The sequence below is a fragment of the Pseudomonas sp. ABFPK genome (genome assembly GCF_001586765.1).
In the GTDB taxonomy this organism is placed as follows: Bacteria; Pseudomonadota; Gammaproteobacteria; order Pseudomonadales; family Pseudomonadaceae; genus Aquipseudomonas; species Aquipseudomonas asiatica.
The window spans coordinates 95,914-122,467 of sequence record NZ_LQXW01000011.1; the positions used below are offsets into that span (position 1 = coordinate 95,914).

The 26,554-nt window shown below is 65.5% G+C and carries 21 protein-coding genes; 6 read left to right on the top strand and 15 right to left on the bottom strand.

Annotated features, from left to right (window positions below):
* Positions 1 to 15: 15 nt before the first annotated feature.
* Positions 16 to 4,539 (top strand): hemagglutinin repeat-containing protein, encoded by a 4,524-nt coding sequence (locus WM94_RS09145; RefSeq protein ID WP_061551016.1) that lies wholly within the window; start codon positions 16 to 18, stop codon positions 4,537 to 4,539.
* 247 nt (positions 4,540 to 4,786) lie between these two features.
* Here WM94_RS09145 and WM94_RS09150 read toward each other — a convergent pair whose 3' ends face one another.
* The 12 genes from WM94_RS09150 to WM94_RS09205 form a co-directional block, all read right to left on the bottom strand.
* Entirely contained in the window at positions 4,787 to 5,446 is a 660-nt protein-coding gene (locus WM94_RS09150) for a hypothetical protein (RefSeq protein WP_061551017.1), read from the bottom strand.
* Positions 5,443 to 5,829, bottom strand: coding sequence for a type II secretion system protein GspM (gene gspM, locus WM94_RS09155; protein WP_015269129.1), 387 nt, complete (start codon positions 5,827 to 5,829; stop codon positions 5,443 to 5,445). The genes WM94_RS09150 and gspM overlap by 4 nt, the downstream gene beginning before the upstream one ends.
* The gene (gene gspL, locus WM94_RS09160; protein ID WP_061551018.1) at positions 5,826 to 6,902 is read right to left on the bottom strand and encodes a type II secretion system protein GspL; all 1,077 of its coding nucleotides are present in this window, start codon (positions 6,900 to 6,902) and stop codon (positions 5,826 to 5,828) included. Before gspL ends, gspM begins: the two co-directional genes overlap by 4 nt.
* Positions 6,899 to 7,570 (bottom strand): prepilin-type N-terminal cleavage/methylation domain-containing protein, encoded by a 672-nt coding sequence (locus WM94_RS09165; protein WP_082810542.1) that lies wholly within the window; start codon positions 7,568 to 7,570, stop codon positions 6,899 to 6,901. The genes gspL and WM94_RS09165 overlap by 4 nt, the downstream gene beginning before the upstream one ends.
* Positions 7,571 to 7,641: 71 nt before the next feature.
* The gene (locus tag WM94_RS09170) at positions 7,642 to 8,010 is read right to left on the bottom strand and encodes a type II secretion system protein GspI (RefSeq protein ID WP_061551019.1); all 369 of its coding nucleotides are present in this window, start codon (positions 8,008 to 8,010) and stop codon (positions 7,642 to 7,644) included.
* Positions 8,007 to 8,444 (bottom strand): type II secretion system minor pseudopilin GspH, encoded by a 438-nt coding sequence (gene gspH, locus WM94_RS09175; RefSeq protein ID WP_015269125.1) that lies wholly within the window; start codon positions 8,442 to 8,444, stop codon positions 8,007 to 8,009. The genes WM94_RS09170 and gspH overlap by 4 nt, the downstream gene beginning before the upstream one ends.
* 3 nt (positions 8,445 to 8,447) lie before the next feature.
* Positions 8,448 to 8,882: a type II secretion system major pseudopilin GspG gene (gene gspG, locus WM94_RS09180; protein ID WP_061551020.1), complete on the bottom strand. Its 435-nt coding sequence runs from the start codon at positions 8,880 to 8,882 to the stop codon at positions 8,448 to 8,450.
* A gap of 17 nt (positions 8,883 to 8,899) precedes the next feature.
* A complete protein-coding gene (gene gspF / locus WM94_RS09185) occupies positions 8,900 to 10,102 on the bottom strand; it encodes a type II secretion system inner membrane protein GspF (RefSeq protein ID WP_061551021.1) in 1,203 nt (400 codons plus the stop codon).
* A gap of 3 nt (positions 10,103 to 10,105) precedes the next feature.
* Positions 10,106 to 11,554, bottom strand: coding sequence for a GspE/PulE family protein (locus tag WM94_RS09190; protein ID WP_061551022.1), 1,449 nt, complete (start codon positions 11,552 to 11,554; stop codon positions 10,106 to 10,108).
* Positions 11,554 to 13,317, bottom strand: a complete 1,764-nt coding sequence (gspD, locus tag WM94_RS09195) for a type II secretion system secretin GspD (protein ID WP_177342372.1) — start codon at positions 13,315 to 13,317, stop codon at positions 11,554 to 11,556. The genes WM94_RS09190 and gspD overlap by 1 nt, the downstream gene beginning before the upstream one ends.
* A 3-nt stretch (positions 13,318 to 13,320) precedes the next feature.
* On the bottom strand, positions 13,321 to 13,746 hold the full coding sequence (locus tag WM94_RS09200; RefSeq protein ID WP_177342373.1) for a pilus assembly protein PilZ: 426 nt from the start codon (positions 13,744 to 13,746) through the stop codon (positions 13,321 to 13,323).
* Positions 13,743 to 15,383 carry a hypothetical protein gene (locus WM94_RS09205; RefSeq protein ID WP_061551035.1) on the bottom strand — a complete coding sequence of 547 codons (1,641 nt, stop codon included), beginning with the start codon at positions 15,381 to 15,383 and terminating at the stop codon, positions 13,743 to 13,745. Before WM94_RS09205 ends, WM94_RS09200 begins: the two co-directional genes overlap by 4 nt.
* 223 nt (positions 15,384 to 15,606) lie before the next feature.
* Between WM94_RS09205 and WM94_RS09210 the strand changes: the two genes are divergently transcribed.
* Complete coding sequence (locus tag WM94_RS09210; protein WP_061551025.1) at positions 15,607 to 17,667, top strand: PhoX family phosphatase; 2,061 nt, start codon at positions 15,607 to 15,609, stop codon at positions 17,665 to 17,667.
* Between the two features lie 57 nt (positions 17,668 to 17,724).
* Here the strand turns inward: WM94_RS09210 and gspK are convergent, their stop codons facing one another.
* Positions 17,725 to 18,690 (bottom strand): type II secretion system minor pseudopilin GspK, encoded by a 966-nt coding sequence (gspK, locus tag WM94_RS09215; protein ID WP_061551026.1) that lies wholly within the window; start codon positions 18,688 to 18,690, stop codon positions 17,725 to 17,727.
* Between the two features lie 145 nt (positions 18,691 to 18,835).
* Here gspK and tatA point away from each other — a divergent pair, with 145 nt between their 5' ends.
* From tatA to tatC, 3 genes are read left to right on the top strand one after another with little or no spacing between them, the layout of a single operon-like run.
* On the top strand, positions 18,836 to 19,069 hold the full coding sequence (gene tatA / locus WM94_RS09220; RefSeq protein WP_015269117.1) for a twin-arginine translocase TatA/TatE family subunit: 234 nt from the start codon (positions 18,836 to 18,838) through the stop codon (positions 19,067 to 19,069).
* A complete protein-coding gene (tatB, locus tag WM94_RS09225; RefSeq protein WP_061551027.1) occupies positions 19,069 to 19,374 on the top strand; it encodes a Sec-independent protein translocase protein TatB in 306 nt (101 codons plus the stop codon). Before tatA ends, tatB begins: the two co-directional genes overlap by 1 nt.
* Complete coding sequence (gene tatC, locus WM94_RS09230) at positions 19,371 to 20,132, top strand: twin-arginine translocase subunit TatC (protein WP_003257986.1); 762 nt, start codon at positions 19,371 to 19,373, stop codon at positions 20,130 to 20,132. Before tatB ends, tatC begins: the two co-directional genes overlap by 4 nt.
* Positions 20,133 to 20,234: 102 nt before the next feature.
* Here tatC and WM94_RS09235 read toward each other — a convergent pair whose 3' ends face one another.
* The gene (locus WM94_RS09235) at positions 20,235 to 20,546 is read right to left on the bottom strand and encodes a hypothetical protein (protein ID WP_015269114.1); all 312 of its coding nucleotides are present in this window, start codon (positions 20,544 to 20,546) and stop codon (positions 20,235 to 20,237) included.
* 3 nt (positions 20,547 to 20,549) lie between these two features.
* Positions 20,550 to 24,449, bottom strand: a complete 3,900-nt coding sequence (purL, locus tag WM94_RS09240) for a phosphoribosylformylglycinamidine synthase (RefSeq protein ID WP_061551028.1) — start codon at positions 24,447 to 24,449, stop codon at positions 20,550 to 20,552.
* 493 nt (positions 24,450 to 24,942) lie between these two features.
* On the opposite strand from purL, the gene mltF reads away from it, so the two are divergent.
* Positions 24,943 to 26,400, top strand: a complete 1,458-nt coding sequence (gene mltF / locus WM94_RS09245; RefSeq protein WP_013971158.1) for a membrane-bound lytic murein transglycosylase MltF — start codon at positions 24,943 to 24,945, stop codon at positions 26,398 to 26,400.
* The last annotated feature ends 154 nt before the right edge of the window (positions 26,401 to 26,554 follow it).

The window sequence follows — 26,554 nt, forward strand, 5'->3', positions numbered from 1 at the left end:
AAAGAGAACGAGAACATGCAAACACTCTCGCAGTCGTCTTCCCGCCCGGATATCTTGCGCTGGGCCATCTTCCTCGGCCTGCTCGGGCCCGGCGCCGCACTGGCCCAGGGCGGCCTGGCAGCAACCAGCGGCCCCGGCGGTACAGCGGTCATCAACGACGGCCACGGCGTCCCGGTCATCGATATTGTCGCGCCAAACGCCAACGGGCTGTCACACAACCAGTTCCTCGACTACAACGTCGACCGTTCAGGATTGGTGCTGAACAATGCCACCCAGGCCGGGCAGTCGGAACTGGCCGGTGCCCTGGCGGCCAACCCGCAATTCCAGGGCCAGGCCGCCTCGACCATCCTCAACGAGGTGGTCAGCCGCAACGCCTCGCTGATCGAAGGGCCGCAGGAAATCTTCGGCCGCCCGGCCGACTACATACTGGCCAACCCCAATGGCATCACCCTCAACGGCGGCAGTTTCATCAACACTACACGCGCCGGCTTCGTGGTGGGTACCCCCGAGTTCGAGGGCCAGCAACTGAAGTACCTCGACACGCTCAACGCCAGCGGTACCCTGCAAGTGCTCGAGGGCGGCCAGCGAAACCCCAACGGCGCCCTCGAGCTGATTGCCCCGCGCGTGGACAGCAAAGGGCTGCTGATGGCGCGCAACTCCATCGATATCACCGTGGGTCGCAACCGCATCGACAGCAGCAGCGGCGAAATTGTCGAGCACCTGCCCGGTACCCCTTCCAGCATCGATGCCAGCCTGTTCGGTGCCATGCGCGCCGGGCGCATTCGCGTGGTGAGCACCGCAGAAGGTGCTGGTGTGCGTGTGGGGGCATCGCAGCTGCTTGGCATCGACGGGGTCGACATCCAGTCGGCCGGCGCCCTGCAGGTCAGCGGCAAGGCCGACACCCCCGTCGAACTGCACAGCGAACAGGGCGATCTGCGGCTGACCGCTGCCGATGATCTGACACTTGAAACCGTCGATGGGCAGGCTCGGCGAATCGAGGCCAAGGCGGGCAAGAAGCTCACGCTGGATGCCACAACCCGCGAGAACATCGAGCGCGACAGCGACAGCTGGAACAAGAAGTTCCTGTTCGTCACCCGCGAAACCTACAACCGCGAAACTACCACTACCCAGCAGCAGCAACAGGGCAGCCGCTTGCAAGGCAAGGACAGCGTGCTGCTGCAATCCGCTGACGACATGCGCCTGGTGGCTGCCAAGGTGGATTCTGGCAATGAGCTGACCCTCGACAGCGGCGCCAACCTGGCCATCGCTGCCGGCATCGACAGCCAGCACACCGAAGAGCAGGTTCGCCACCGCAAGGACTTGTGGCGCGGTGACAGTGATACCGACCAGTACAAGGAAACCGCACAAGGCAGTGCGCTCCAGGCCCAGCGCATGACGCTCAAGGCCAAGAATACTGTCGATGTGAAGGGGAGCAGCCTGCACAGCCGCGGCGACATGGCGATCGAAGCCAAGGAGGCAAACATCGCTACCACCGCCCTGCAGCAGCGCGGTACCCGGCGCGACTATCGCGGCGACCTGGTATCCGGCACCTTCTTTGGCGACCGCAAGGGTAACGACAGCAAAGGCCAGGCCGTTGCCGGCAGCAGTGTCACGGCGGATGGCAAGCTTACCGTGACAGCTGACCAGGTAGCCATCAAGGGCAGTACCGTGTTCGGCAAGGAGGACTCGGTGCTTTACAGCACAAAAGGTTCACTGGCCATCGAAGCCGACCATGGTCGCACCACCTCTACCGACCGTACCAGCGACAGCAAGCTGTTCGGCCTGATTGGCAGCGACCGCGAGAACACCGAGCGTACGCAACAGGTGCTTACCAGCGACGTCAGCTCGGCCACCAATCTGCGCCTGGCCAGCGCCGAGGAAATGCGCATCCAGGGCGCCAAGGTCGTAGCGGGCGAGCACCTGCAGGTAGAGGCCAAGGGCGACCTGCTGATTACCAGCGCGCAAGCGGTTGACGAGCGCGAAACCCGTAACCAGCAACGTGGTTTCACCGCCAGCGCCAAGCAGACCCAGGAGGCCGAGGATGGCAAGCCCGAGTCCCGCCAGTATTCGGCCGGCATTGCCTATGACGTCGCCACCAGCAGCAGCAGGCAGCGCACCACCAGCCAGGTCGCCAGTGAGCTCGGGGGAGCTTCGGTGAGCCTTGGCAGCGGGGCTCACCTGCAGGTCAACGGTTCCACTGTGAAGGCCGCCGCAGGCGACCTCGATGTGCAGGCCCAAAAGGTGACGCTGGGAGCAACCCGCAATGACCGCGACAAAACCACCAGCACCACCCGCAGTGGCGGCGGTTTGACGGTGACCGGCGGCATCGACCGGCTGGGCAGCTTGTTCGAAGGCCATCACAACCGCCAGGCGCAGACTGAACGCGACAGCAAGGCGCAACGCAGCACATTGCAGGCCAGCGGCGACCTGAAGCTCAAAGGCGATGAACTGGTCACCGAGGCCGCACGCGTCAAGGCTGGCAACACTCTGCAGGTAACTGCCAAACGCATCGACAACCGCGCGGTGCAGGATACCGAGGAACGTGAACAAAGCCGTGACGACTGGTCGGGCAGCCTCGGCGCCAGTGTCGAGTATCGCGACCTTACCCGCCCCATCGAACGCCTGGTGCTGGGCGAAGAAGCCGCACGCTTCCAGCAAGCCTCCCCCGAAGACGCCATGGCGCCGCCCAGCGTTGGCGCCGACATGACCGTGGACCACCTCAAGCGCCTGGAAAACCAGCGCCGCGGCTTTGCCCAGGTGAGCGAGTTGTCCGGGGCCAAGGTTGAAGTCAAGGCCGACAACATCACCGACCAGGGTACCGCCTGGCGCGCCAACGCCGGCAAGCTGCAGATCGAGGCCCGACAACACCAGATGCAGGCGGCCGAGAACACCCAGGAAAATACCGTGCAACGCCTGGCCTACGGCGGCGATGTGCGCCTGGACACCAGCACCGGCGAAGACCTCAATGTACGCGCCGCCGGCAAAGGCGGCTCGCTGGACAAAAAGGACAGCACCAGCAGCGCCGTACCCGGCAGCCTGTATGGGCAACAGGGCATCCAGGTGCAACTGGGCAGCTCAGGGCATTATGAAGGGACGCGCATCGATGGCGGTGAAGGCAGCGTGGTCATGAGCAGTGCCGGTTCGCTGACATTGCCCCAGGCAACCGACCAGGTCGAACAGCAGTCACGCCAGCTCGACGGCAATGCCTGGGCCAAGGTCGGCAACCGCCCGGGCAGCACCGGCGTCGATGGCCGGGGCTACCTCGACCATGGCCAGAACCAGAGCACACAGCGCAAGGCCCAGGTGGCGCAGATCGACGCCAAGGGCCAGGTACAACTGAGCAGTGGCGGCGACCTGTTGCTCGAAGGCACCCGCATTGGCAGCCGTGAGGCCAAGACCGGCGACATTCAACTGCAAAGCGGCGGTCGGCTGCAGGTCAAGGCGGCCAGCGACACCCAGAACGCTACCGGCGCCAAGATGGGCGGCGGCGTGGAGCTGGCGGTCAAGGCTGGCGACACCAAGGGCGGTGCCATCGGAGGCCACTTCAGCCACGGCAAGCAGGACGAAGAGGCACGCCAGGCGGTGAATGCCCTGTTCGCAAGCAACGGCACAGTGACCCTGGGCAGCAGCGCCCGCGAGAATGTCGCCCTGCACCTTGAGGGCCTGCAGGCCTCGGCCGAACAGATAACCCTCGACGCATCGAATGGCGGCATGCTGGTGGAAGCGTCCTCCAGCCAGGAGCGACGTGACAACCTCGACATCACCGCCGGCGCCGGCTTCGACATGGCCAAGGGCGCGCTCGACACCCGCGGCCTGCATGGCCGCCTCAAGGTGGAGCTCGACAAGCGCGACAACCTCACCTGGAATGCCAGCGACCTGCGCGCCGAGCGCATCGACTTGCAAAGCCGCGGCGATACCCGCCTCGAAGGCGCCACCGTGGAAGCTGGGCATATCAAGGGAATGATCGATGGCGACCTGCGTATCGCCAGCCGCAAGGACAGCGTCGATACCCTGAGCGTTAAAGGCGATGCCCGCCTGAGCCAGGAGAAAAACCCGCGGGGCTACGTCAACGCGGCCACTTCGATGGCAGGGCCGCTGGGGAGCAAGGTGAATGAAAAAGCTGGCTCCGCCCTGAGCAAGGCAGACCCGGGGCTGTCGCCCACTTTCAGCCTCGACGTGTCGCACGCGCAGCGCGACAGCGTAGGCCAGCAGGCCACGCTCAAAGGTAGCGACGGCATCGACCTGCAGGTTGGTGGCAACGCTCAGCTGGTGGGGGCACGCTTGCAGTCGGCCAAAGGCGATGTGGTACTCGACGCCAACTCGGTTAGCCGGGAAACACTGAGCGGTAACGACTATCGCCGGGATGTGTCGATCGATGCGTCCAACTCGCCAGTGGACCTGGGCACCGCGGTGGCCGAAATGGCCAAGGGCAAGGGCGCGGCGGATGGGGAAAATGCACTGGACCTGGGGTTGTTGAGGACCAGCGGGCACAATCGCAGTGAGCAGTGGGCTTCGAGTGTGCAGGGCAAGAAAAACTGAGGCAGGCGCCGCGCTGGAGGGCACGGGCTTCGCCCGTGTTCGCGGGTAAACCCGCTCTCATGGAACTCATTGGTTCAGTGAGTTTTTGTAGGAGCAGCCTTGTGCTGCGAAGAGGTTGGTACTGACAAAGCCTGATTATTGCTCGTACCGGCCTCTTCGCAGCACAAGGCTGCTCCTACAAAGGACGGGTCAGAGTCGATTGGATAAGTTGTAGGAACCGAGCCAGTTTGCCGGCGACAACATCTGTCTACCAGCGCAAATCCCGCTGCCCTGCCAGCGCCTGCGGTCCAAGCCACTGCACCCCACGCAGCAAAGGCGTCAGCGCCGCCTCCGGCTGCAACTCGACCACCACCTGCGCCCGGCGCGCGGGCAGGTCAGCATCCACGGCCAACTGATGCTGCCCCTGCTGCGCCAACTGCCCGCGCAGGTGCCAGCCGCTGCGGCAGTCCATTTCCAGCCAGCCCTGCCCCAGGCCCAGTGACCAAGGCTCGCTCAGGGCAAGGTCGGTTACCGTCATGCGGCCTTCGCTGGCACGGCATTGCCGCCCTGCCCCCTGCACCCGCAACGTGCCCTGCCACTGGCCGGCCAAACGGTAATCCGTCGCCACCGTCGCCTGGGCCCCCATGGCCGTCGCCTCCAACCGCCAGCGCCATGGCCAGCCTTCGACGCGCAACTGCCAGGCCTGGCCCTGAAAGCCCAGCTGTGCATCCGCCTGCAAGCGCCAGGGCTGCACCGCCCAACGCAATGGCCCGACCGGCCCCAGTTGCTGCGCCTGGCCTTGCCACAGGCTGCCGCTGACCTCACGCGCTGGCAGGCCTATCCCGCGCACCACCCAGCTGGCCGGCAGTTCCACCAGCAATGTCACGGTGAATACCAACAGCACCCACACCACACTTCTTCGGCTCATGGCCGCACCACCAGGTCGAAGCGCAATCTCTTTTCATGCTGTTCCAGCCCCCACTGCAATGGCTGTACGCCTTCTGCACGCAGGGTCTGCAACCAGCCTTGCAGCACTCGCTCGTCGGCCACCTGCCCACGCAGTTGCCAGGTCTTGCCCTGCGCATCGACCTCGGCCAGTTCGATCTGCCGCGCCTGGGCCGACTGGTGTAGCCGCTCCAGGCTCAACCCCGGGCCGCCTTGAAGGCTGGCGGCCTGTTCGGCCAGCCCGCGCCACTGGCTGAGCTCGCGCCATTGCGCAAGGCCTGCGCGCAGGGCCAGGAAAGCCAGCAAAACAGCAATCAGTAGCCAGGCGAACTTCAAACGGTGACGCTGTATCCAGTTCCGGTTCATGAGGCGGCTCCCAGGTCGAACATCACTTGGCCGTCCTGCACCTGAACGGAGGCCCCGGCAGCTGTCGCCATGTCGCTCCATGGCGGCGTACTGCCGTCACCCTCCAGCCGCAGGTGCCAACGCTGGCCGTCGAAACGTACCGCTTGCAAGTGCCAGCCGGGATGGTCACGCAGCCATGTCTGCAGCGCCGCCTGCAAGTCTTCAAGCTGTCGTGTACGCAGTTGCTGTTGTAGTTCACTTTCGCGCAGGCGCTTGAGGGCCTGCGCGGCGTGCCGGGGGCTGGCCTGCTCACCGGTCACGGCGATGACCTGGCTGCGCCAGAGTTGCGCCTGGGCCCACTGCTTGTTCAACCACAGCCCGCCCCAGACGGCAGCCAGTACCAGGCAGGCCGCGAGCAGCCGTTGCTGTGGCCGGGAAACCACCGGCAGCGAACGCACCTTGCGGGTACGCTCGAACAGGCCTGGCAATAAATCGAGCGGTGCCAGCGTACTGGGCCAGTCTCCGCTCAGCGAAACCTTTTGCAGCTCCGCCCACGGTTGCCGTGGCACCTCGCCCAGTGCATCCGGCCAGGCCAGCCAGTGCTCCTGCCCGCCTTCGGCCAGCCCTTTGTACAAATACATGCCGGATGTGCGCTGCCATTGCCAGGCACGTCCCGCCTCGGGCGGCGGCAGCAGCTGTAGTTCTGCCCAGCAACGTGCCACCTGCAAGCCCCATTCGGCGCACTGCCCGCGCCAGTCCTCCAGTTGCTGACGAGCCACTACCAGTAACCGAAGATGGCCGGGCTCGCGGGCCAGGCAGGCGCATGTCACCTCGTCGACTGCCTGCAGCAAGCGGTCTTCGAGCAACAGCGGCCATTCTTCACGCTTGAGCCCCGGCGGTGCCGGCACGCGGAAGTAGCTGCAGGTCTCGGCAGGCAGGATCAACGCCACACGGGCTTGCAGGTTCGCCGGGGGCTCGCCCTGCCCATGGCGTTGCACAAGGCCGCCCTCGGCCAGCGCCCAGTGCCAGACAACGCCCGGTCGCAGCAACAGCCACGACTGGGCCGGGCTGCGCCGCCGCCATTCAAACTTCATGAGCGCCCCCAAGGGAGGGCGAAAGTGCAGACATAGGGTGCTCCGTCACGCTGCAGTTCCAGACGCACGCCACGGCCGGGGTGCGCAGGTTGGTCGGAAGGCCAGGCCAGCCAGCGGCCGCCCTGGTAATAAAGAACATTCATGGCGCTGACCCGGTCGAGCCGCTCGCGCTGGACCCAGCGTGGGGCGGCGGCGGCATAGAGATCGGCCGAGCTTTCCAGCAGCAGGCGCTGCTCACGCGCCTCGAAGCGCAGGCGCTGGCGCTGCAGGCGCGAGCCGCCTTCGGCTTCCGGCATGCCAGTGATGGCGACCCAGAGCAACTGGTTGCTTGCCGGTTGCCAGTCCAGCCAGCGGCTGGCCAAGGGCAGGCGCTGGTCGTAGACACGGCGCATTACCGGGCTGTCGAAGCGACGCTCCAGGGCCAGGCAGAAATCCAATACCGAGGTTTCCTGGTTGGTGACCTGCAGGCGTTCGCGAACCTTGAGCCAGCCGTTGACCAGGGCGGCGAGCATGATGCCGAGCACGGCGGTAAGTGCCAGGGCTACCATCAGCTCGATCAGGGTAAGGCCGGCCTGGCGGTGCCTCGTGGGTAGACATCTGCGCGGGGGGTTGAACTGGGCATCTGTGGGAGCGGGTTCACCCGCGAACACCGGCGAAGCCGGTGCCATGCACCGCGGTGCCTGCTTCGCGGGTAAACCCGCTCCTACAGGGACCGCGCACGCTTCACGATCTCTGTAACTCATGGCCGCTCCAGAAACACGGTGTACTGGCCTAGCGGCAGGCGCTGGTCGCGGTCGGCGAACAACAGCAGCTCGCCACGGCGCAGGTCGCGTACGCGGGTGCGGCGCAGTTGCAGTTGCCAGTGGCAGCGCTGGCCGCCCTGGCTCAGTTCACCGCCAACCTGGTTTTCAGCTGGCCAGTACTGCTCGACGGCAAAGCGGGTTTGCAGTTCTCGCGCGCATAGCAGGCCAAGGCGGTGTTGCTGCAGGTTGTCCTGCACCGCCAGGCGCTGGCGCAAAACCTGGCTGGTGATCACCGCCAGCACCGCGGCAATCGCCAGGGCCACGGTCACCTCCAGCAGGGTGAAGCCACGCTGATGCCGCTTCATGGGGCGACCACCACCTGCATGCGGCCATCGCGGCTCCAGGCCCATTGCTGGCTGCCATCGGCCCAACGCCAGCGCACCTTGCCTGGTTGCGCCCAGCCATGTGGGGTGAACAACAGGCGCGGCTGCGGGCTGGCCGGCCAGTCCGGGCGCAGCCCCTTGGGCCAGTCACCAAGGGCGACTGCCTCGACCACCCAGCCATTACCCTCGCGCCGGACGAACTCCGGACGCTGGCCATTCCAGCGCAGCCCGCGCAGCTGCCCGGCATGCCGGGCCAGCGCGGCCTGCGACCGGGCCTCGCTCGCCAGCCGTTGCAGCGCCTGGTCGACACTGGCCTGGCTGTTGCCGAACCCGGCCACCGCCAATCCGGTCATCAGCCCAGCGATGGCCAGCACCACCAGCAATTCGATCAGGCTGAAGCCCCGCTGACGACGCACCCGTTACAGTTCCCAGTTACCCAGGTCGGCATCCTGGCCTTCGCCGCCCGGCAGCCCGTCGGCACCCAGCGAGTACACGTCGACCCGGCCATGTTCGCCGGGCATGCGGTACTGGTAAGGGGTGCCCCACGGGTCTTCCGGCAGGCGGCGCACGTAGCCGTCGCTGCGCCAGGCCCGCGGCAGCGGCTCCTGGGCCGGCTTTCTCACCAGCGCGGCCAGGCCCTGCTCGCTACTGGGGAAGCGCAGGTTGTCCAGGCGGTACATGTCCAGCGCTTGCTCCAGGGTGGCCAGGTCGGCCATCACCTTCTGCTTCATGGCCTTGTCCTGGTTGCCCAGCACGCTGGGCGCGACCACGGCGATGAGCAGGCCGATGATGAAAATCACCACCATGATTTCCATGAGGGTGAAACCGCGCTGGCGGTTACGTCGATGCTGCATGGCAGTACTCCTTGTCGTCACAGTTGCAGGCCCTGGTTGAGTTGCATGATCGGCAACAGCACCGCCAGCACGATGAACAGCACCACGGCGCCCATCACCAGGATCATCAGGGGTTCGAACAGCGCCATGGCGGTATCGACCTGGCGGGCGAAGCCGCGCTCCTGGTCATCGGCCACGCGCTCGAGCATGTCGGCCAGGGTGCCGCTGGCCTCGCCGCTGCCGACCATGTTCACCAGCAGCGGCGGGAACTGCTGGCAGGCATCCAGCGCGCGATGCAGGCTGGTGCCGCCCTGAACTTGCTGGCGCACCTGCTCCATGGCCAGGCGGATACGGCGGTTGCCGACGGTTTCGGTGGCCACTTGCAGGGCTTCGAGCAGGGCCACGCCACTGCCGCTGAGGATTGCCAGGCTGCGTGCCAGGCGCGCGCTTTCCAGCACCTGCAGCAGGTTGCCTATATGTGGCAGGCGTAGCAGCAGCTGGTCACGGCGCAGGCACCAGTGCGGCTTGCGCAGCAACCAGCCGCCGAGCGCGCCAAGCAACAGGGCCAGCGCCAAAAGCCAGGGCCCGGCCTGCACCAGCCCTTGGCTCAGGCCGATCAGCAACGAGGTAATGAGCGGCAGGCTCTGCCCGGCATGGGCGAATTGTTCGGTGAGCTTGGGTACGACGAAGGTCATCAGGCCTACCACCACGGCAAGCGACACCCCCATCAACACGGTGGGGTAGATCAGCGCGGTACGTGCCTTGTGCTGCTGTCGTTGAACCTGCTCCAGGTGGTCAGCGAGGCGGGTCAGCACCTGGGCCAGGCGGCCGGACCGCTCGCCGGCCTCGACCAGCGCGCAGTACAGGCCGGTAAACGGTGCCCCCTGACGTGCCAGGCTGCGAGCCAGGCCCAGGCCTTCGGCCAACGAGCCGCGCAAGGCCACCAGCACACTGTGCAAGGCGGGCTGGCGCAGTTGCCGTTCCAGGGTAGCCAGGGCGTCGACCAGAGGGATACCGGCACCGGTCAGGGTGGCCAGCTGACGAGTCAGTTCGCATAGCTGGACGCGGCTCAGGCGCTGGCGCCGGGGTTGCCGGGTGCCGGCTTCGTGACGCTGCAAGCGGCGGGCGAACAGGCCCTGCTCACGCAACAACTGGCGGGCATGACGTTCGCTGTCGGCCTGCAAGCTGGCCTTGTGGGTCTTGCCGGCGAGGTCGACGGCCTGGTAGCGATAGGTCGGCATGGCTCAGCCCTGCACCACGCGTAGTACTTCGGCCAGGCTGGTCTCGCCACGGGCCAGGCAGTCACTGGCCATCGCCACCAGGCTCTGCCGGCGCCCGGCCAGGTAGTCCTGCATGGCCAGTTCGCTGGCGCCGTCGTACAACAGGCCGATCAGCCCGGCATCCAGTTCGACGAATTCATACAGGCCCAGGCGCCCGACATACCCGCTGCCCTGGCACTGCTCGCAGCCCACCGCGTGGTAGCTGCTGCCCAGCGCTGCCAGCTCGGGCCACAGGTCGCGTTCCGCCGGCTGCAGCGGGTGCGCCACGGCGCAACTGCACAGGCGCCGCACCAGGCGCTGGGCCAGTACGCCGCGCAGGCACGAGGCGATCAGGAACGGTTCGATACCCATGTCGCGCAGGCGGGTCACCGCGCCCACCGCACTGTTGGTGTGCAGCGTGGACAACACCAGGTGGCCGGTGAGGCTGGCCTGCACGGCGATCTGCGCGGTCTCCTGGTCACGGATTTCGCCGAGCATGATCACGTCCGGGTCCTGACGCAGGATCGCGCGCAGGCCGCTGGCAAAGGTCAGCCCGGCACGCGGGTTGATGGCGGTCTGGCCGATGCCGGCGATAGCGTATTCCACCGGGTCCTCGACAGTGAGGATATTGCGACTGCCGTCGTTGAGGCTGTTGAGGCTGGCATACAGGGTAGTGGTCTTGCCCGAACCGGTCGGCCCCGTGGACAGCACGATGCCGTTGGGCCGCGCCAGGCAACTGCGCAGGCCCTGCAACACCGCCGCCGGCATGCCCAGGTTGCCCAGCGCCAGCAGGCTGGCCTGCTTGTCGAGCACGCGCATCACCACCCGTTCGCCGTGGATGCCGGGCAGTGTCGAGACCCGCACATCCACTTCGCGCCCCGCCGCACGCAGGGTGATACGGCCATCCTGGGGCTGGCGCTTTTCGGCGATGTCCAGACGGGCCATGACCTTGATCCGCGACACCAGCATGGCCGACAACGCACGCGGTGGGCGCAACACTTCGCGCAGGTGGCCATCGACCCGCAGGCGCACCACGAGACTCTGCTCGAAGGTTTCTATATGAATGTCCGAAGCGCGCAGGCGCAGGGCCTGGCCGAACAGGCCGTTGATCAAGCGGATCACCGGGGCTTCGTCGTCGCTTTCCAGCAGGTCCTCGATGCGCGGCATTTCGCTCATCAGGCTGTCCAGGTCGACCTGGTCGCCGATGCCCTCGATCAGCGCCTCGGTGGCAGCATCGCCGGCCTGGTACAGCTGGCCGAGGCGTTCGTCGAACAGTGCAGGCTCCAGGTATTCGAGCAGGCTGGGCTGGCCGTGCACGCGCAGCAGCTCCTGCAGTTGGGCGCTGTCGGCGTCGGGCCGCAGCCACAGCTGCCAGCCGTGCTCCGCCGGTGCCATGGCCACCCCGCTCTGCCGTGCCTGGCGATAAGGCAGCATCACCAGTCACCGCCCTCCAGCCGTGCGCGGCTGGAGGGGAACACCTGCAACAGCGGCTTAGCGTTTTGCGCATCCGCAAGGTCGGGCAACTGCAGCGGTGTGGTCTGCTGCAAGGTGCGGTACTTGTCTTCGCTGAGCCCGGCCAGGCTCGGCCCGTCACGCAGGATGCGCGGGCGGATGAACACCATCAGGTTCTGCTTGGTGTTCTTCGTGGCGTCGGAGCGGAACAGCCGGCCCAGGTAAGGGATATCGCCAAGCAGCGGCACACGCTGGTCGCTGGTGCTCAGTTCGTCGCTGATCAGGCCGCCGAGGATCACCAGGCCGTTGTCTTCGACCATGACCTTGGTCTTGATCTCGCGCTTGTTGGTGATCACGTCGCTGGCAGCCGTGGTGTCGGCAATCGACGACACTTCCTGGACGATGTCCAGGCGCACGCTGTTGTCGATGTTGATCTGCGGCTTGATGCGCAGCTTCACCCCGACTTCCTTGCGCTCGATGGTCTGGTACGGGTTGGCGTTGTTCTGCGTCACCGATCCGGTGACGAAGGGCACTTCCTGGCCGACCAGGATCGACGCCTCGGCGTTGTCCAGGGTCAGCAGGGTGGGCGTGGACAGCAGGTTGAAGCCGCTCTTGCCCTTCAGCGCGTTGACCAGCATGGCGAAATTGAAGCCGCCGCCGAAATGGCCGATACCCGCCATGGCGCCGGTGGTGCTGGACAGCAAATCGCCAAGGGCCTCGTTGTCGCCACTGGCAGCGGCCCCGGCGATGCTGGCGATGTTTACCCCGTTGCTGCCGAAATTGACGATGCCGGCACCGAACTTCTCGTCAGCGAACAGCCACTGCACGCCCAGTTCCTGGGCGCTGCTGTCGGATACCTCGGCGATGATCGCTTCGACTACTACCTGGGCACGGCGGATGTCCAGCTGCTCGACGATGGCGCGGTAGGCAGCCAGCTCGCTGTCGGGGCCGACCATGACCACGGCGTTGGTGCCTTCTTCGTATTCCAGGCGGATGCCCGAGCCTCCGGCGACAGGCACTACGGGCCTTTCCTTGCCCTCTCCTTCGCCCGCACCTTCAGAGGGCGCCATGCCTTCCTGGCTGAGCCCGCGCAACACCTTGACCACTTCACCAGCATTGGCATGGCGCAGGTAGATGACCTGGGTACTGCCACTGCCTGGTGCATCCTGGGGGCGGTCGAGCTGACGCAGCAAGCTGGCGATACGTTCCAGGTTGCTGCGCCAGTCGGTAACTACCAACTGGTGCGCTGCCGGATAAGGTGTGATCACACCGACCCGTGGGTCGATCAGGGGCTTGAGAATGCCCAGCACCTGCTCGCTGGCAGCGTTGCGCACATTGAATACCCGCGTGGCCACGCTGTCGCTGCCTTCCCCCTGCTGCCCTCCCGCCTCCACCGGCACAGGCTCCAGGCGGGCGGCCTGGTCGGGAACGATCTTCACGCTGCCGTTGGGCAGGTCGACAGTGGCGTAGCCCTGGGCGCGCAGCTGGGCCAGAAAGATGTCGTAGATGGCATCGGCGTCGTGCAGGTCGACGGTGCGCACGGTGACCTTGCCCTTGACCCGGGGGTCGACGATGAAGGTGGTGCCGGTAATGCGCGACACGCTGTCGATGAACTCGCCCAGTTCGGTGTCGACGAAGTTCACCTCGTACATCGGCGTGCCGTTGTCGTCGAACACCGGCTCTTCAGCACAAGCCATGGACAGGGCCAGGCTCAGCGCGGCCGCCACACAATATCTAACAGGCATCGTTCATCCTTGCCGCTTGAAGCCGGTCACGGCGGGGCGTGGCGGCCAGGGCAGGCGTTCACGCCGCCCCTGGTTGTTGAAAATCAGGCCATCGCTGTCGATGTCCTGCAGCACGATCCCTGGCGCCAGGCGCTGGCCGCGGGCCAAGGTGCGCACCTGCTCGCCATAGCGCAGCACCACTACGCTGGAGCCCAGCGGCTGGGCCTTGAGGCCGCCCAGGTATTGCAACGGCAGGCGGGTGATGGCGATGGCACCGTCGTCGACAGGTACCTGCCAATGGCCGACCATCAAGCCAGGCAACGGTTTGTCGGCCACGGCAGGCGCAGTGGCCGGTTGCGGCTGGCGGCACAGTTGCAGCACGCACTGGGCGGCCAGCCAGCCGGCCAGGGTCAGGCCAGCGCCAGTCAGCAGGCGCGAGGCGAGCATCACGAGGCCAGTTGCCTTGGGTGCCAGCCCGGGTGCCCCTGCACATAGCGCACTTCGGGCAGTTGCAGCGGCGCCAGTTGCCAGTCGGTCGCCTGGCGGGCGAGCCAGGCTTCGACCCGTTGCCACAGCGGCTCGCCGGCCTGGGTTTCGAATTGCAGGCCAAAGGTGCGGCACAGGCCCTGCACCGGTTCCAGGCCACTGATGCGCTTGCCTTGCGGGCTGTAGCTGACACGCCAGGCCTGGCCCTGCCAGCGCGGCAGGTCCTGGCTGTTGTCCAGCAGCAGCGGGTCGCCGAACAGTTGCTCCGCGGCGTTTTCCAGCACTTGTTCGACCTGCCGGGCCGGCGCTTCGACCACCGGTGCCGGGTAGCCACCGGTGAGGCTGATCAGGTGTTCGCGGGTAATGGCCGCCCCGGCGGGCAGCGGGTAGTCATAGCGCAGGCCCGGCAGCAGCACCGGCATGCTGCTGTCATCGGCCAGGGCCTGATGCAGCAGACGGTCCCAGCTGCCGCCCCGGGTGTCGCGGCGCCACAGCGCCTGGGGCGCGCGGGCCAGCGGTTGGTCGAGCCAGGCCGCGTGGCCGGCGCGCTGCTGGCGCAGTTCTGCCTGCAATGCCCCGATACGCTGCTGCGCGGCGGGTGCCAGCTGGTGCTCAAAGGCCGGGTAGAAACGCCCATCGAACTGCCACAACCCCGCCACGCGCTGGCAGCGCAGGCGGAAGGCGCCGCTGCCCCGGCAACCGGCGAACAGCACCGGCACGCGGCGGCCGCTGGCCTGGCTAACCTCGACCGGCGCCGGCCACAGGTCCTGGCCGCGGGCGCACAGCAGCACGTCGATCTGCGGCACTCGCTCGGCCAGCCACAGACCCGGCCCGGTACCGACATCGGCCATGGCCACCACCAGGTCGGCCTCGCTCCGGGCTTGTTCGAACACCGGCTGCAATGACTGGTACCACTGTTTAAGAGAGGCTTTCTGGTCCTGGGCGTAGGGGTCGGTCACGCCGACCACAGCAATACGTGCACCGCCACGTTCGAAGACGTGCAAGGCTTCCAGGCCCAAAGCCCGGCGTTGTGTGTCTGCCAGCCCGGCGCCCAGGGTAACGGTGCCAGCCTGGCGATACAGCGCCGGGCTGCGCTGTGGCCACAGCACGCGCTCGTCGCTGCTGACCCGCGCTTCGCTGCCCAGCAGCTGGCTGCCCTGCAGGCCGCTTTCGCCCTGGGTCAGGTAGGCCAGGCCACTGCCATTCCAGCCCTGGCCGTTTTCCAGGGTCAGGCTGTTGCCCGCCCCAGCCTCGCCGCGCAGTTGCTCGAGCAACGCCGCCAGCACCGCATAGCCGCCCAGCTGGGCAGATGCAGCCTGGCTGGCATCGAGCAATGGCGCCAGTTGCGGGTAGGCGATGCTGGCACTGCTGCCGGTCATCCATGGGGCGCGGCCCAGGTGGCTGACCGGCCCCAGGCGGGTGGCCGGCACCACGGCCTGGCCAGGCTGGCGGGCATCGAGGGTGTCGGCCACGTACAGCAGATCGAGGCTGGCGTTGCCGCCCTGCTGCCCAGGAAGGGCGGAGCAGGCGCCGAGCAACGGTGCCAAGGCACCGATACCCATCCAGCTGATCACTTCGCGCCTGTGCACACTGCTTGCCATCGAACCCGCCATCCTTATCCATGTTCATTCAGGGCCCCGGATGTTGCGGCGTTGGCATTACAGTTTGATGGCAGAAATCCGACAGCCATTCCAAATTGATCTGTAGAGCACGCTTCTAAGAGCGAGTTGTTTTAAAACCCCTTTAACATTTCTGCCAATGAATCATCATATTTGCGCACTAAAGTCGCGGTTCCTCCAACTCAGCCAACATAAGGACACCCTGATGAGTCGAGATACCGGCGACAACCTGGACCGGAACCAAAGCGGCAACCTGCCGATGGCCAGCGTCATGGACGCCTACCTGAGCCGCCGCAGCGTGATGCGTGGCAGCCTGGGCGCCGCCATCGCCATGATTGCCGGTACCGGCCTGACAGGCTGCTTCGACGGTGGTGGTTCCGATCACGATGATCCGGTCACCGAGCCACCCGTGACTGAGCCGGAAGTGCCGAAACTGGCACTGGGCTTTCAGTCCATTCCGGGCTCGCGCACCGACGCCTGCGTGGTAGCCGCCGGTTACAGCGCCTATGTACTGGCGCCCTGGGGCACGCCGATCAACAGCAACGGCAACCCGTGGAAATCCGACGGCAGCAACACCTCGGCCGACCAGGCCAACGCCATGGGCATGCACCATGACGGCATGCACTTCTTCCCCATCAACGGCAGCTCCGAAGACGGCCTGCTGGCGATCAACTTCGAGTACATCGACACCGCCGCCCTGCACCCGGCCGGCCCGACCACCGATGTGAACGGCAAGCGCCCGGTCGAGGAAGTGCGCAAGGAAATCAACGCCCACGGTGCCGGCGTGGTGCGCCTGCAGAAAATCGGCGGCCGCTGGCAGGTGGTCGACAACGACCCGCTCAACCGCCGTTTCACAACCGCCTCGCGCATGGAAATAACCGGCCCCCTGCGCGGCACCGATCACGTGAAGACCAAGTATTCGCCGGACGGCACCCACTGCCGCGGCACCAACAACAACTGCGGCAACGGCTACACCCCCTGGGGTACCTACCTGACCTGTGAAGAAAACTGGCCAGGCATCTTCGTCAACAAAGGTACCCGCCCTGAAGACCAGCGCCGCATTGGCGTGGGCACCTCCAGCGGCCAGTACAAGTGGGAAACCGCAGCCGGTGACAGCAGCGAAGTGGCCGACGAATTCGCCCGTTTCGACGTCACCGTCAAAGGCGCCAGCGCTACCGACGACTACCGCAACGAAGCCAGCACCTATGGCTACATCGTCGAGATCGATCCGTACAACAGCGCCACACTGGCCACCAAGCGCACCGCGCTGGGCCGTTTCCGCCACGAAGGTTGCTGCCCGGGCCTGGCGGTCGCGGGCAAACCGCTGGTGTGGTACATGGGCGACGATTCGAACAACGAGTACCTGTACAAGTGGGTGTCCACCGCTGTGTGGGACGCCGCCGACGCCAACCCCGCCGACCGCCTGGCCACCGGCGCCAAGTACCTCGACCAGGGCAAGCTGTACGTGGCCCGCTTCAATGCCGACGGCACTGGCGTTTGGCTGCTGCTGGACGTGGGCACTGCGACCACTGGCGGCAGCACCTTGGGTGCACTGTATGGCGACCTGCCGGGCATCATCCTCAACACCCGTGGTGCTGGCGATGCCGTGGGCGCAACGCCGATGGACCGCCCGGAATGGACCACGGTCAACCCGCTGAACGGCGACGTGTACCTGACTCTGACCAACAACAGCGCGCGCACCCCGGAAAAGGTCGACGCAGCCAACCCGCGCGGCCCGAACCGTCACGGCCACATCATCCGCTGGCACGACAGCGACGACCAGCTGAGCTTCACCTGGGACATCTTCGTGTTCGGCGCCAACGCTGCCGGTACGGCCGACATCAACCGCTCCGGCCTGACCGAACTGAACCAGTTCGCCAGCCCGGACGGCATGAGTTTCGATAGCCGTGGCGTGCTGTGGTTCGAGACCGACAACGGCGAGAGCACCGTGACCGACTACACCAACGACCAGCTGCTGGCTGTGATCCCCACCAACCTGGTGGATGCCAGCGGCAAGCAGGTGCCGGTGAACGCGCAGAACCAGGTGGACCTGCGCCGCTTCTTCGTCGGGCCGAATGGCTGCGAAGTGACCGGGATTACCTTTACCCCGGACAACAAGACGCTGTTCGTCAACATCCAGCACCCGGATAACTGGCCGTATACCGACAAGGCCACCGATGCCACCCCGGCAGGTGCCACGGTAAGGCCGCGGGCTGCGACCGTGGTGATCCAGCGTATCGATGGCGGGGAGATCGGCACCGCCTGACAGGGCGCCGGTCAGTCAGCCTTGTGCTGGCTGTACCCGCGAAGAGGCCGGTGAATATTACCGAACAATCGGCTCCCGGCTACGCACCCGCACCTGCTGCGCAGGCACCCGCGCATGCCATTGCACCACCCCCAGCGCCTCCACCTGGAACTCGCTGCGTATCACCCGCCCCTCCTCCGCGAACGACAGCTGCAACAGGAAATACCCGCTGTTCAGCAGCAGCCCTTCGCTCAACCGTTCGAAGGTTTCGTCATCCACCGCCCCGAGGGCCTGGCGTAGCGCAGTTGCATCCACATAACCCGACGCCGGCCGGCCGCTGATGATGCGGCTGAGCAACGAGCGCGGATAACGCCCTTCATACAGCGCTTCCAGCAACGGCAGATGCTCCAGCCCCAGGGCATTGGCGTTCAGCCGCCAGCCGGTGGTCTGCGGCAAGGCGCACAGCATCGGGTAACGGCCCTGGCGGCTGGCGTCCGGCTCCAGTAGCAGATTCAGCTCGCTGGTATCGAGCATCGGCTGGTTGGCAGCCAGGCTTGGTGGTTGCTGGCGCAGGTACTGGGCGCTCTCGGCGCCCTGCAGGCGGGCATCGCTGTCGGCATCCAGCCAGTCGGCCAGGGCATCGACCAGGCGCTCGGCAGCCATGTCGTCGCCCAGCAGGTAGCGCAACTGGCGCGCAGCCCGCTCGCCGTCAGCACCGAGCAACGCATTGACATTGAAACAGGTGTGCTGGTCGCGCACCCGCAACTGCGCCTGGCCGGCGCCAAAATCGTAGTTCAACGGCTGCCCGCGCAAGGCCTGCCAGAACAGCGGGCTAAGCCGCCAGCTGGGGTCACGCAGGGCCTGCTCGGCATAGGCCAGGCCGGCCTGCTCCATCGCGCGCGCCTGTACCCGCTGGTGCAACAGGCGCACGTCATCGACCTGGCGCCGGCCATCTTCCACCAACCAGGCCATGCCCGCCGCCAGCATCGCCAGCACAACCATCACCATCAGCAGGGCCGCGCCCTGCTGTTGCCTGCCACCCATCCTTGCCTGCCTCTGTCGCCGAATAAAGACGCCAGTCAACACGCCCGGTGTTGCAGGTAGATGGCAGTGACCGTTCGTCATGTGTACGTCATCTGCACGCGGCAGGATTGTCTTTCCTTTTCATGACCTTACAGGAGTGGTCGCAATGGGTGGCATTGGAATCTGGCAACTGGTGATCGTACTACTGATCGTATTCCTGCTGTTTGGTACCAAGCGCCTCAAGGGCCTGGGCAGCGATATGGGCGAGGCGATCCAGGGTTTTCGCAAGTCCATGGGTGGTGACACTGACGCCACTCCCCCAGCGCAAACGCAGGTGCAGCAACAGTGCCCGCTGACCGGTCAGGGTACGCAGCAACCGCAAGCGGACCGTCAGCCCTGATGTTCGAGGTAGGCTTCAGCGAGTTGCTGTTGGTCGGCATCGTCGCACTGTTGGTGCTGGGCCCGGAGCGCCTGCCGGTAGCGGCACGCACCCTCGGGCGCGGCCTGGGCCAGGCGCGCAGGGCCATGCACGCCTTGCGCAGGCAGGTGGAGCGGGAGATCGAACTGCCCGCTGTCGAGCTACCCAATCTCGACAGTGCGCCTTTGCAGCGCCTGGAACAGGAGATCCGCCAAGGCATCAGCCTGAAGGCGGAGCCGGCCAATGATGCGGCCACGGTCGCTCCCCCCAAGGAAAACCTTTCATGAGCATTGCCCTGGACCCGGCGGCGAGCATGCCGCTGACCGAACACCTGCGCGACCTGCGCAAACGCCTGGTGCGGTGCCTGGCGCTGGTGGCGCTGGTGTTCGCCGGCCTGTTCCCCTTCGCCCAGGCGCTGTACACGCTGATCTCCGAACCGCTGCGGCGCTTCTTGCCGGAAGGCGCGAGCATGATCGCCACCAGCGTCACTTCGCCGTTCCTGACGCCGTTCAAGCTGACTGCGATGTGCGCAGTGTTTATCGCCATGCCACTACTGCTGCACCAGGCCTGGGGCTTTCTGGCGCCGGGGCTGTACCGCCGTGAACGGCGCATTGCCCTGCCGTTGCTGGTATCGAGCATCGTGCTGTTCTACGCCGGCATGGCCTTCGCCTTCTTCCTGGTGTTCCCGATGATGTTCGGCTTCTTTGCCAGCGTGACACCGGAGGGGGTGGCGATGATGACTGATATCAGCCAGTACCTGGACTTCATCCTTGCGCTGTTTCTGGCGTTCGGGCTGGCGTTCGAGATCCCAGTGGCGACGTTTATTGTGGTCTGGGTGGGGTTGGCCGATGTGGCTACATTGCGGCGCAGCAGGCCCTACGTGATCGTCGGCTGCTTTGTGGTGGGGATGATCCTGACGCCGCCGGATGTGTTTTCGCAGACGATGCTGGCGGTGCCGATGTGGGTGCTGTTCGAGGTGGGGTTGCTGGCTTGTGGGTGGTTGAAGCGGCCGGGGCAGGGCAAGGAGATTGTGGCTGGATTGTAGGGCCCTATCGCCGGCAAGCCAGCTCCCACAGAGATATCACAGGTTCTGATGACTGCGATATTCCTGTGGGAGCTGGCTTGCCGGCGATGGCCTTGATGCGGTCTAGAACTCGGCGAGCCGCCAGACTTCGTAGGCTGGCGTCTCGTACGGGTGGCTCTGCTTGAGTGCAGCGACGACCTGGGCAATCAGGTCGTCAGCCACCACCAGCTCCACCTTCCACTCTTCCACCACCTCGACCTGGCCGGTTTGCCCGAGGAACGGCTGGCTGCCGTCCAGCGGGCGGAACTGGCCCTGGCCCAGCGTCTGCCAGGCGCAGTGGTCATAGTCACCGATGCGACCGCCACCAGCGGCGAACACAGCGGCCTTGACCACTTCGACGTGGCTGGCGGGGACGAAGAAGGCGAGCTTGTACACGCCTTAGTTCACCCACACCCGTGCGTTACGGAACATACGCATCAGCGCGGCATCTTCCTGCCACTCATCCGGGCGCCAGGAGTTCTGCACGGCACGGAACATACGCTCCGGGTGCGGCATCATGATGGTCACGCGGCCGTCGCGGCTGGTGAGGCCGGTGATACCACGCGGCGAGCCGTTCGGGTTGGCCGGGTAGGCTTCGGTGACCTTGCCGTGGTTGTCGACGTAGCGCAGGGCCACGCAACCGGACAGGTCGGCTGCCAGCAGTGCTTCTTCGCTGGCGAACTCGGCATGGCCTTCACCGTGGGCGATGGCGATCGGCATACGCGAACCGGCCATACCCTGCAGGAAGATCGAGTTGGACTTCTGCACTTCGACCATGGCCACACGCGCCTCGAACTGCTCCGAGCGGTTGCGCACGAAGTGCGGCCAGTGCTCGGTGCCCGGGATCAGTTCGTGCAGGTTGGACATCATCTGGCAACCGTTGCACACGCCCAGGGCGAAGCTGTCGGTGCGCTCGAAGAAGGCCTGGAAGGCGTCACGGGCGCGGCTGTTGAACAGCGCCGACTTGGCCCAGCCTTCACCGGCACCCAGCACGTCACCGTAGGAGAAGCCACCGCAGGCGACCAGGCCTTTGAAGGCTTCGAAGTCGACACGGCCGGCGAGGATGTCGCTCATGTGCACGTCGATGGCGGCGAAGCCGGCGCGGTCGAAGGCGGCTGCCATCTCGACCTGGCCGTTGACGCCCTGCTCACGCAGGATGGCCACTTGCGGACGCACGCCCTTCTTGATGTACGGCGCGGCGATGTCGTCGTTGACGTCGAAGCCCAGCTTGACCGACAGGCCCGGATTGTCTTCCTCGAGCAGCAGATCGAATTCCTGGTCGGCGCAGTCGGCGTTGTCACGCAGGCGCTGGATCTGGTAGCTGGTCTCGGCCCACTGGCGCTGCAGCATGCGGCGGTCGTCGTCGAACAGCACTTCGCCGTTCAGGCTGATGGACACTTCACCGTTGTTGACCGGCTTGCCGATCACCGCGACGCAGCCTTCACCCAGGCCAGCGGCGCTGAACTGTGCAAGTACGTCCGGGGTGGCATCCTGGCGAACCTGGATGACCGCGCCCAGTTCTTCGTTGAAGAGGATGGCCGGCACGTCGCCTTTGCTGTCGGTCAGCGGGTCGAGGTGCAGGTCGAGGCCGCAGTGGCCGGCGAAGGCCATTTCCAGCACGGTGGTGACCAGGCCGCCGTCGGAACGGTCATGGTAGGCCAGCAGGTGACCATCTTCGTTCAGGCCCTGGATCACGGCGAAGAACGCTTTCAGGTCTTCGGCATCGTCGACGTCCGGTGCCTGGGCAGCGATCTTGCCGTAGGTCTGTGCCAGGATCGAAGCGCCCATGCGGTTCTTGCCGCGGCCCAGGTCGATCAGGATCAGGTCGGTCTCGCCCTTGTCCATGCGCAGTTGCGGGGTCAGGGTCTTGCGGATGTCGGTGACCGGGGCGAAGCCGGTGATAATCAGCGACATTGGCGAGGTAACGCTCTTCTCTACGCCCTCGTCGCTCCACTTGGTCTTCATCGACATCGAGTCTTTGCCGACTGGAATGGTAATGCCCAGCTCCGGGCACAGCTCCATGCCGACAGCCTTGACGGTGTCGTACAGGCGGGCGTCTTCACCTGGGTGGCCGGCGGCAGACATCCAGTTGGCCGACAGTTTGATGTCGGACAGCTTCTCGATGCGCGAGGCAGCCAGGTTGGTCAGTGTCTCGCCAATCGCCATGCGGCCGGACGCCGGGGCATCCAGCAGAGCCAGCGGGGTACGCTCGCCCATGGCCATGGCTTCACCGGTGTAGACGTCGAAGCTGGTGGCGGTGACGGCGCAGTCGGCCACCGGTACCTGCCACGGGCCGACCATCTGGTCACGAGCTACCAGGCCGGTGATGGTGCGGTCGCCGATGGTGATCAGGAAGCTCTTGCTGGCCACGGCCGGGTGGCTGAGGACGCGCTGAACGGCGTTGTCCAGGTCCAGCTTGCTCGGGTCGAAGTCATCGCCCAGCTCGGCTTCGCGGGTAACCGAACGGTGCATGCGTGGCGGCTTGCCCAGCAGTACGTCGAGCGGCATGTCTACCGGCGTGTTGCCGAAATGGCTGTCGCTTACGGTCAGGTGCTTCTCTTCAGTCGCTTCACCCACTACGGCAAACGGGCAACGCTCACGCTCGCAGATTGCCTTGAAGCGCTCGAAGTCGACGGCGCTGACGGCCAGCACGTAACGCTCCTGCGATTCGTTGCTCCAGATTTCGTGCGGGGCCATGCCCGGCTCGTCGTTGGGCACGTTGCGCAGTTCGAAGCGGCCACCACGGCCACCATCGTTGACCAGTTCTGGGAAGGCGTTGGAGATACCACCGGCGCCAACGTCGTGGATGAAGGCGATCGGGTTGTTGTCGCCCAGCTGCCAGCAGCGGTCGATGACCTCCTGGCAACGGCGCTCCATTTCCGGGTTTTCGCGCTGTACCGAAGCGAAGTCGAGGTCAGCCGAGCTGGCACCGGTCGCCACCGACGAAGCGGCGCCGCCACCCAGACCGATCAGCATGGCCGGGCCGCCGAGCACGATCAGCTTGGCGCCGACAGTGATCTCGCCCTTCTGCACGTGGTCTTCACGGATGTTGCCCATGCCACCGGCCAGCATGATCGGCTTGTGGTAGCCGCGCACTTCTTCACCGTGCGGGGTGTTGATGGCCTGCTCGAAGGTACGGAAGTAGCCGGTCAGGGCCGGGCGACCGAATTCGTTGTTGAACGCAGCGCCACCCAGTGGGCCTTCGATCATGATGTCGAGGGCGTCGACGATACGCTCAGGCTTGCCGTAGGCCTGCTCCCACGGCTGCTCGAAGCCCGGGATACGCAGGTTGGACACGGTGAAGCCGGTCAGGCCAGCCTTGGGCTTGGCGCCACGGCCGGTCGCGCCTTCGTCGCGGATTTCGCCACCGGAGCCGGTGGAGGCGCCGGAGAACGGGGCGATGGCAGTCGGGTGGTTGTGCGTCTCGACCTTCATCAGGATGTGCACTGGCTCCTGCACCGCGCCGTACTGGCGGGTTTCAGGGTTCGGGAAGAAACGGCCGGCAACGTTGCCGACGATCACCGAGGCGTTGTCCTTGTACGCAGACAGCACGCCTTCGTTGTGCATCTGGTAGGTGTTCTTGATCATGCCGAACAGGCTCTTTTCCTGAGCCTGGCCGTCGATGTCCCAACTGGCGTTGAAGATCTTGTGGCGGCAGTGCTCGGAGTTGGCCTGGGCGAACATCATCAGTTCGATGTCGTTCGGGTTGCGCTTGAGGCCCTGGAAGGCGTTGACCAGGTAGTCGATCTCGTCTTCGGCCAGGGCCAGGCCCAGGTCGATGTTGGCCTTGGCCAGGGCATCACGGCCACCGCCGAGGATGTCCACCGAGGTCATCGGCTTGGGCTGGGCATGGCTGAACAGGTCAGCGGCCTGCTCCAGCTGGCCGAGCACGCGCTGGGTCATGCGGTCGTGCAGCTCGGCGGCGATCAGTTCGGCGTCGGCTTCGCTCAGGTTGCCGGCAACGTAGTAGGCGATACCGCGCTCCAGGCGCTGGATCGACTGCAGGCCGCAGTTGTGAGCGATGTCGCTGGCCTTGCTGGCCCACGGCGAAATGGTGCCCAGGCGCGGCACGACCAGGAACAGGCGGCCGCTCGGCTCCTGTACCGGCACGCTCGGGCCGTACTTGAGCAGACGGCCCAGCACCTGCTGCTGGTCGGCGGTCAGCTCGCCGTCGACATCGGCGAAATGGGCAAATTCGGCATACAAACCAGTAACAGCGGGGACTTTCTGGCTCAGTTGCTCGAGTAATTTACCGTGGCGAAAGGCAGAAAGGGCAGGAGCGCCGCGCAGGATCAACATCGTCGGGACAGCCTCAGGAAGGGGTGTGCTTAGAGGCCGTGCATTCTAGCCTAATTCGAAGGGTTTCGGCACCCGCTCTAAGCCACGGCTGCCGGGCGGCGGAACCGGACTTGCGGGTCAGAATTCAGGGGGCCTACCTTTAGAGATTTAGCGCCTGTGAAATCGAGCGCCGCCCGCGCGGCGCTTCGCAGCACAAGGCTGCTCCTACATCTGTTTCGGGCCAATTATTCCTGGGGGAGTGGCGCGCGGCCCCTTGGCGTCCACCTCGGCAGCGTGTCGGAAAATCAAGGCAGTCGCGCGCATTGGCGCAGGCGTTACTGGCCCGAAACAGATGTAGGAGCAGCCTTGTGCTGCGAAGCGCCGCGCGGGCGGCGCTCGATCTCCCAGGCGCTGAACCTCCAAAGGCAAGCCCCCAAAGCACAGAACCCGCTACCAGACAAGCTAACAGTTGTCGAGATATGGTTGGGCCAGTCCTTTGCGTATACTGCAACCTATGTTCGCCCACACTGCTTTGCGCCAGCGTTGCGCCAGATGGCTTTTCGCAACCGGACTCTTTCTGCTGCTCGGTGCCTGCGTTGAAAAACCCAGCACCCTCGAGCGCGTGAAGGAGGATGGCGTGCTGCGCGTGATCACCCGCAACAGCCCCGCCACCTACTTCCAGGACCGCAACGGCGAAACCGGCTTCGAGTACGAGCTGGTCCAGCATTTCGCCGAAGATCTGGGCGTGAAGCTGCAGATCGAGACCGCCGACAACCTCGATGAGCTGTACGACAGCCTCGGCAAGCCCTCCGGCCCGGTGCTGGCAGCGGCCGGCCTGGTCACCAGCGAACGGCGCAAGGCCCAGGTCAGGTACTCCCACCCTTATCTGGAAGTGACCCCACAGGTCATCTACCGCAACGGCCGCACGCGCCCCACCAACGCCAAGGGCCTGGTCGGAAAGAAGATCATGGTGCTCAAGGGCAGCAGCCATGCCGACCAGCTGGCCGAGCTGAAAAAGCAGTACCCGGGCCTGGAATACGAGGAATCCGACGCCGTCGAGGTGGTCGACCTGCTGCGCATGGTCGACGAAGGCCAGATCGACCTGACCCTGGTCGACTCCAACGAGCTGGCGATGAACCAGGTGTACTTCCCCAACGTGCGGGTTGCCTTCGACCTGGGCGACACCCGCGACCAGCGCTGGGCGGTGGCGGCCGGTGAAGACAACAGCCTGCTCAACGAGGTCAACGAGTTCCTCGACAAGGCGCAGAAGAACGGCACCCTGCAACGCCTGAAGGACCGCTACTACGGCCATGTCGACGTCCTGGGCTATGTGGGTGCCTACACTTTCGCCCAGCACCTGCAGCAGCGCCTGCCCAAGTACGAGAAGCACTTCAAGAGCTACGCCAAGGTTGAGCAGGTGGACTGGCGCCTGCTGGCCGCCATCGGCTACCAGGAATCGATGTGGCAGCCCGAGGTCACCTCCAAGACCGGCGTGCGCGGCCTGATGATGCTGACCCAGCGCACCGCCCAGGCCATGGGCGTGTCCAACCGCCTGGACCCGAAGCAGAGCATCCAGGGCGGCGCCAAGTACTTCATGAAGATCAAGGAAGAGCTCGATGACAGCATCCAGGAACCGGACCGCACCTGGTTCGCCCTGGCTGCCTACAACGTCGGCACCGGCCACCTGGAAGACGCCCGCACCCTGGCCAAGCGCGAGAAGCTCAACCCGAACAAGTGGCTGGACGTGAAGAAGATGCTGCCGCGGCTGTCGCAGAAGCAGTGGTATCGCCAGACCAAATACGGCTATGCACGTGGCGGCGAGCCGGTGCATTTCGTGGCCAACATCCGTCGCTACTACGACATCCTCACCTGGGTGACCCAGCCGCAGCTCGAAGGCCAGGTGGCCGAGGGCAGCCTGCATGTGCCCGGGGTGAACAAGGACAAGCCGGCGGAGCAGTCGCCGCCGATGTAGGCCTGCACCGGCCTCTTCGCGGGCACGCCCGCTCTCATCAAACAAAATGCAACCCGCTGTTTTTTAAGCACCTTAGGCTGCCACCAATTGATATCCCAGCTTTCGGGCTTTGCGAAGCAAAGCCCGAAGCTGTCGGTCTTGGCTTTTGGCTTCG

Coding starts and splice junctions, on each gene's coding strand:
- gspM (WP_015269129.1), bottom strand. CDS start 5,829: ATGAACCGGAACTGGATACAGCGTCACCGTTTGAAGTTCGCCTGGCTA.
- WM94_RS09205 (WP_061551035.1), bottom strand. CDS start 15,383: ATGGCAAGCAGTGTGCACAGGCGCGAAGTGATCAGCTGGATGGGTATC.
- purL (WP_061551028.1), bottom strand. CDS start 24,449: ATGTTGATCCTGCGCGGCGCTCCTGCCCTTTCTGCCTTTCGCCACGGT.
- WM94_RS09150 (WP_061551017.1), bottom strand. CDS start 5,446: ATGAGCCGAAGAAGTGTGGTGTGGGTGCTGTTGGTATTCACCGTGACA.
- WM94_RS09190 (WP_061551022.1), bottom strand. CDS start 11,554: ATGCTGCCTTATCGCCAGGCACGGCAGAGCGGGGTGGCCATGGCACCG.
- WM94_RS09165 (WP_082810542.1), bottom strand. CDS start 7,570: ATGGCACCGGCTTCGCCGGTGTTCGCGGGTGAACCCGCTCCCACAGAT.
- tatA (WP_015269117.1), top strand. CDS start 18,836: ATGGGTGGCATTGGAATCTGGCAACTGGTGATCGTACTACTGATCGTA.
- gspD (WP_177342372.1), bottom strand. CDS start 13,317: ATGCCTGTTAGATATTGTGTGGCGGCCGCGCTGAGCCTGGCCCTGTCC.
- gspG (WP_061551020.1), bottom strand. CDS start 8,882: ATGCAGCATCGACGTAACCGCCAGCGCGGTTTCACCCTCATGGAAATC.
- WM94_RS09210 (WP_061551025.1), top strand. CDS start 15,607: ATGAGTCGAGATACCGGCGACAACCTGGACCGGAACCAAAGCGGCAAC.
- WM94_RS09145 (WP_061551016.1), top strand. CDS start 16: ATGCAAACACTCTCGCAGTCGTCTTCCCGCCCGGATATCTTGCGCTGG.
- WM94_RS09170 (WP_061551019.1), bottom strand. CDS start 8,010: ATGAAGCGGCATCAGCGTGGCTTCACCCTGCTGGAGGTGACCGTGGCC.
- mltF (WP_013971158.1), top strand. CDS start 24,943: ATGTTCGCCCACACTGCTTTGCGCCAGCGTTGCGCCAGATGGCTTTTC.
- tatC (WP_003257986.1), top strand. CDS start 19,371: ATGAGCATTGCCCTGGACCCGGCGGCGAGCATGCCGCTGACCGAACAC.
- tatB (WP_061551027.1), top strand. CDS start 19,069: ATGTTCGAGGTAGGCTTCAGCGAGTTGCTGTTGGTCGGCATCGTCGCA.
- gspL (WP_061551018.1), bottom strand. CDS start 6,902: ATGAAGTTTGAATGGCGGCGGCGCAGCCCGGCCCAGTCGTGGCTGTTG.
- gspK (WP_061551026.1), bottom strand. CDS start 18,690: ATGGGTGGCAGGCAACAGCAGGGCGCGGCCCTGCTGATGGTGATGGTT.
- gspF (WP_061551021.1), bottom strand. CDS start 10,102: ATGCCGACCTATCGCTACCAGGCCGTCGACCTCGCCGGCAAGACCCAC.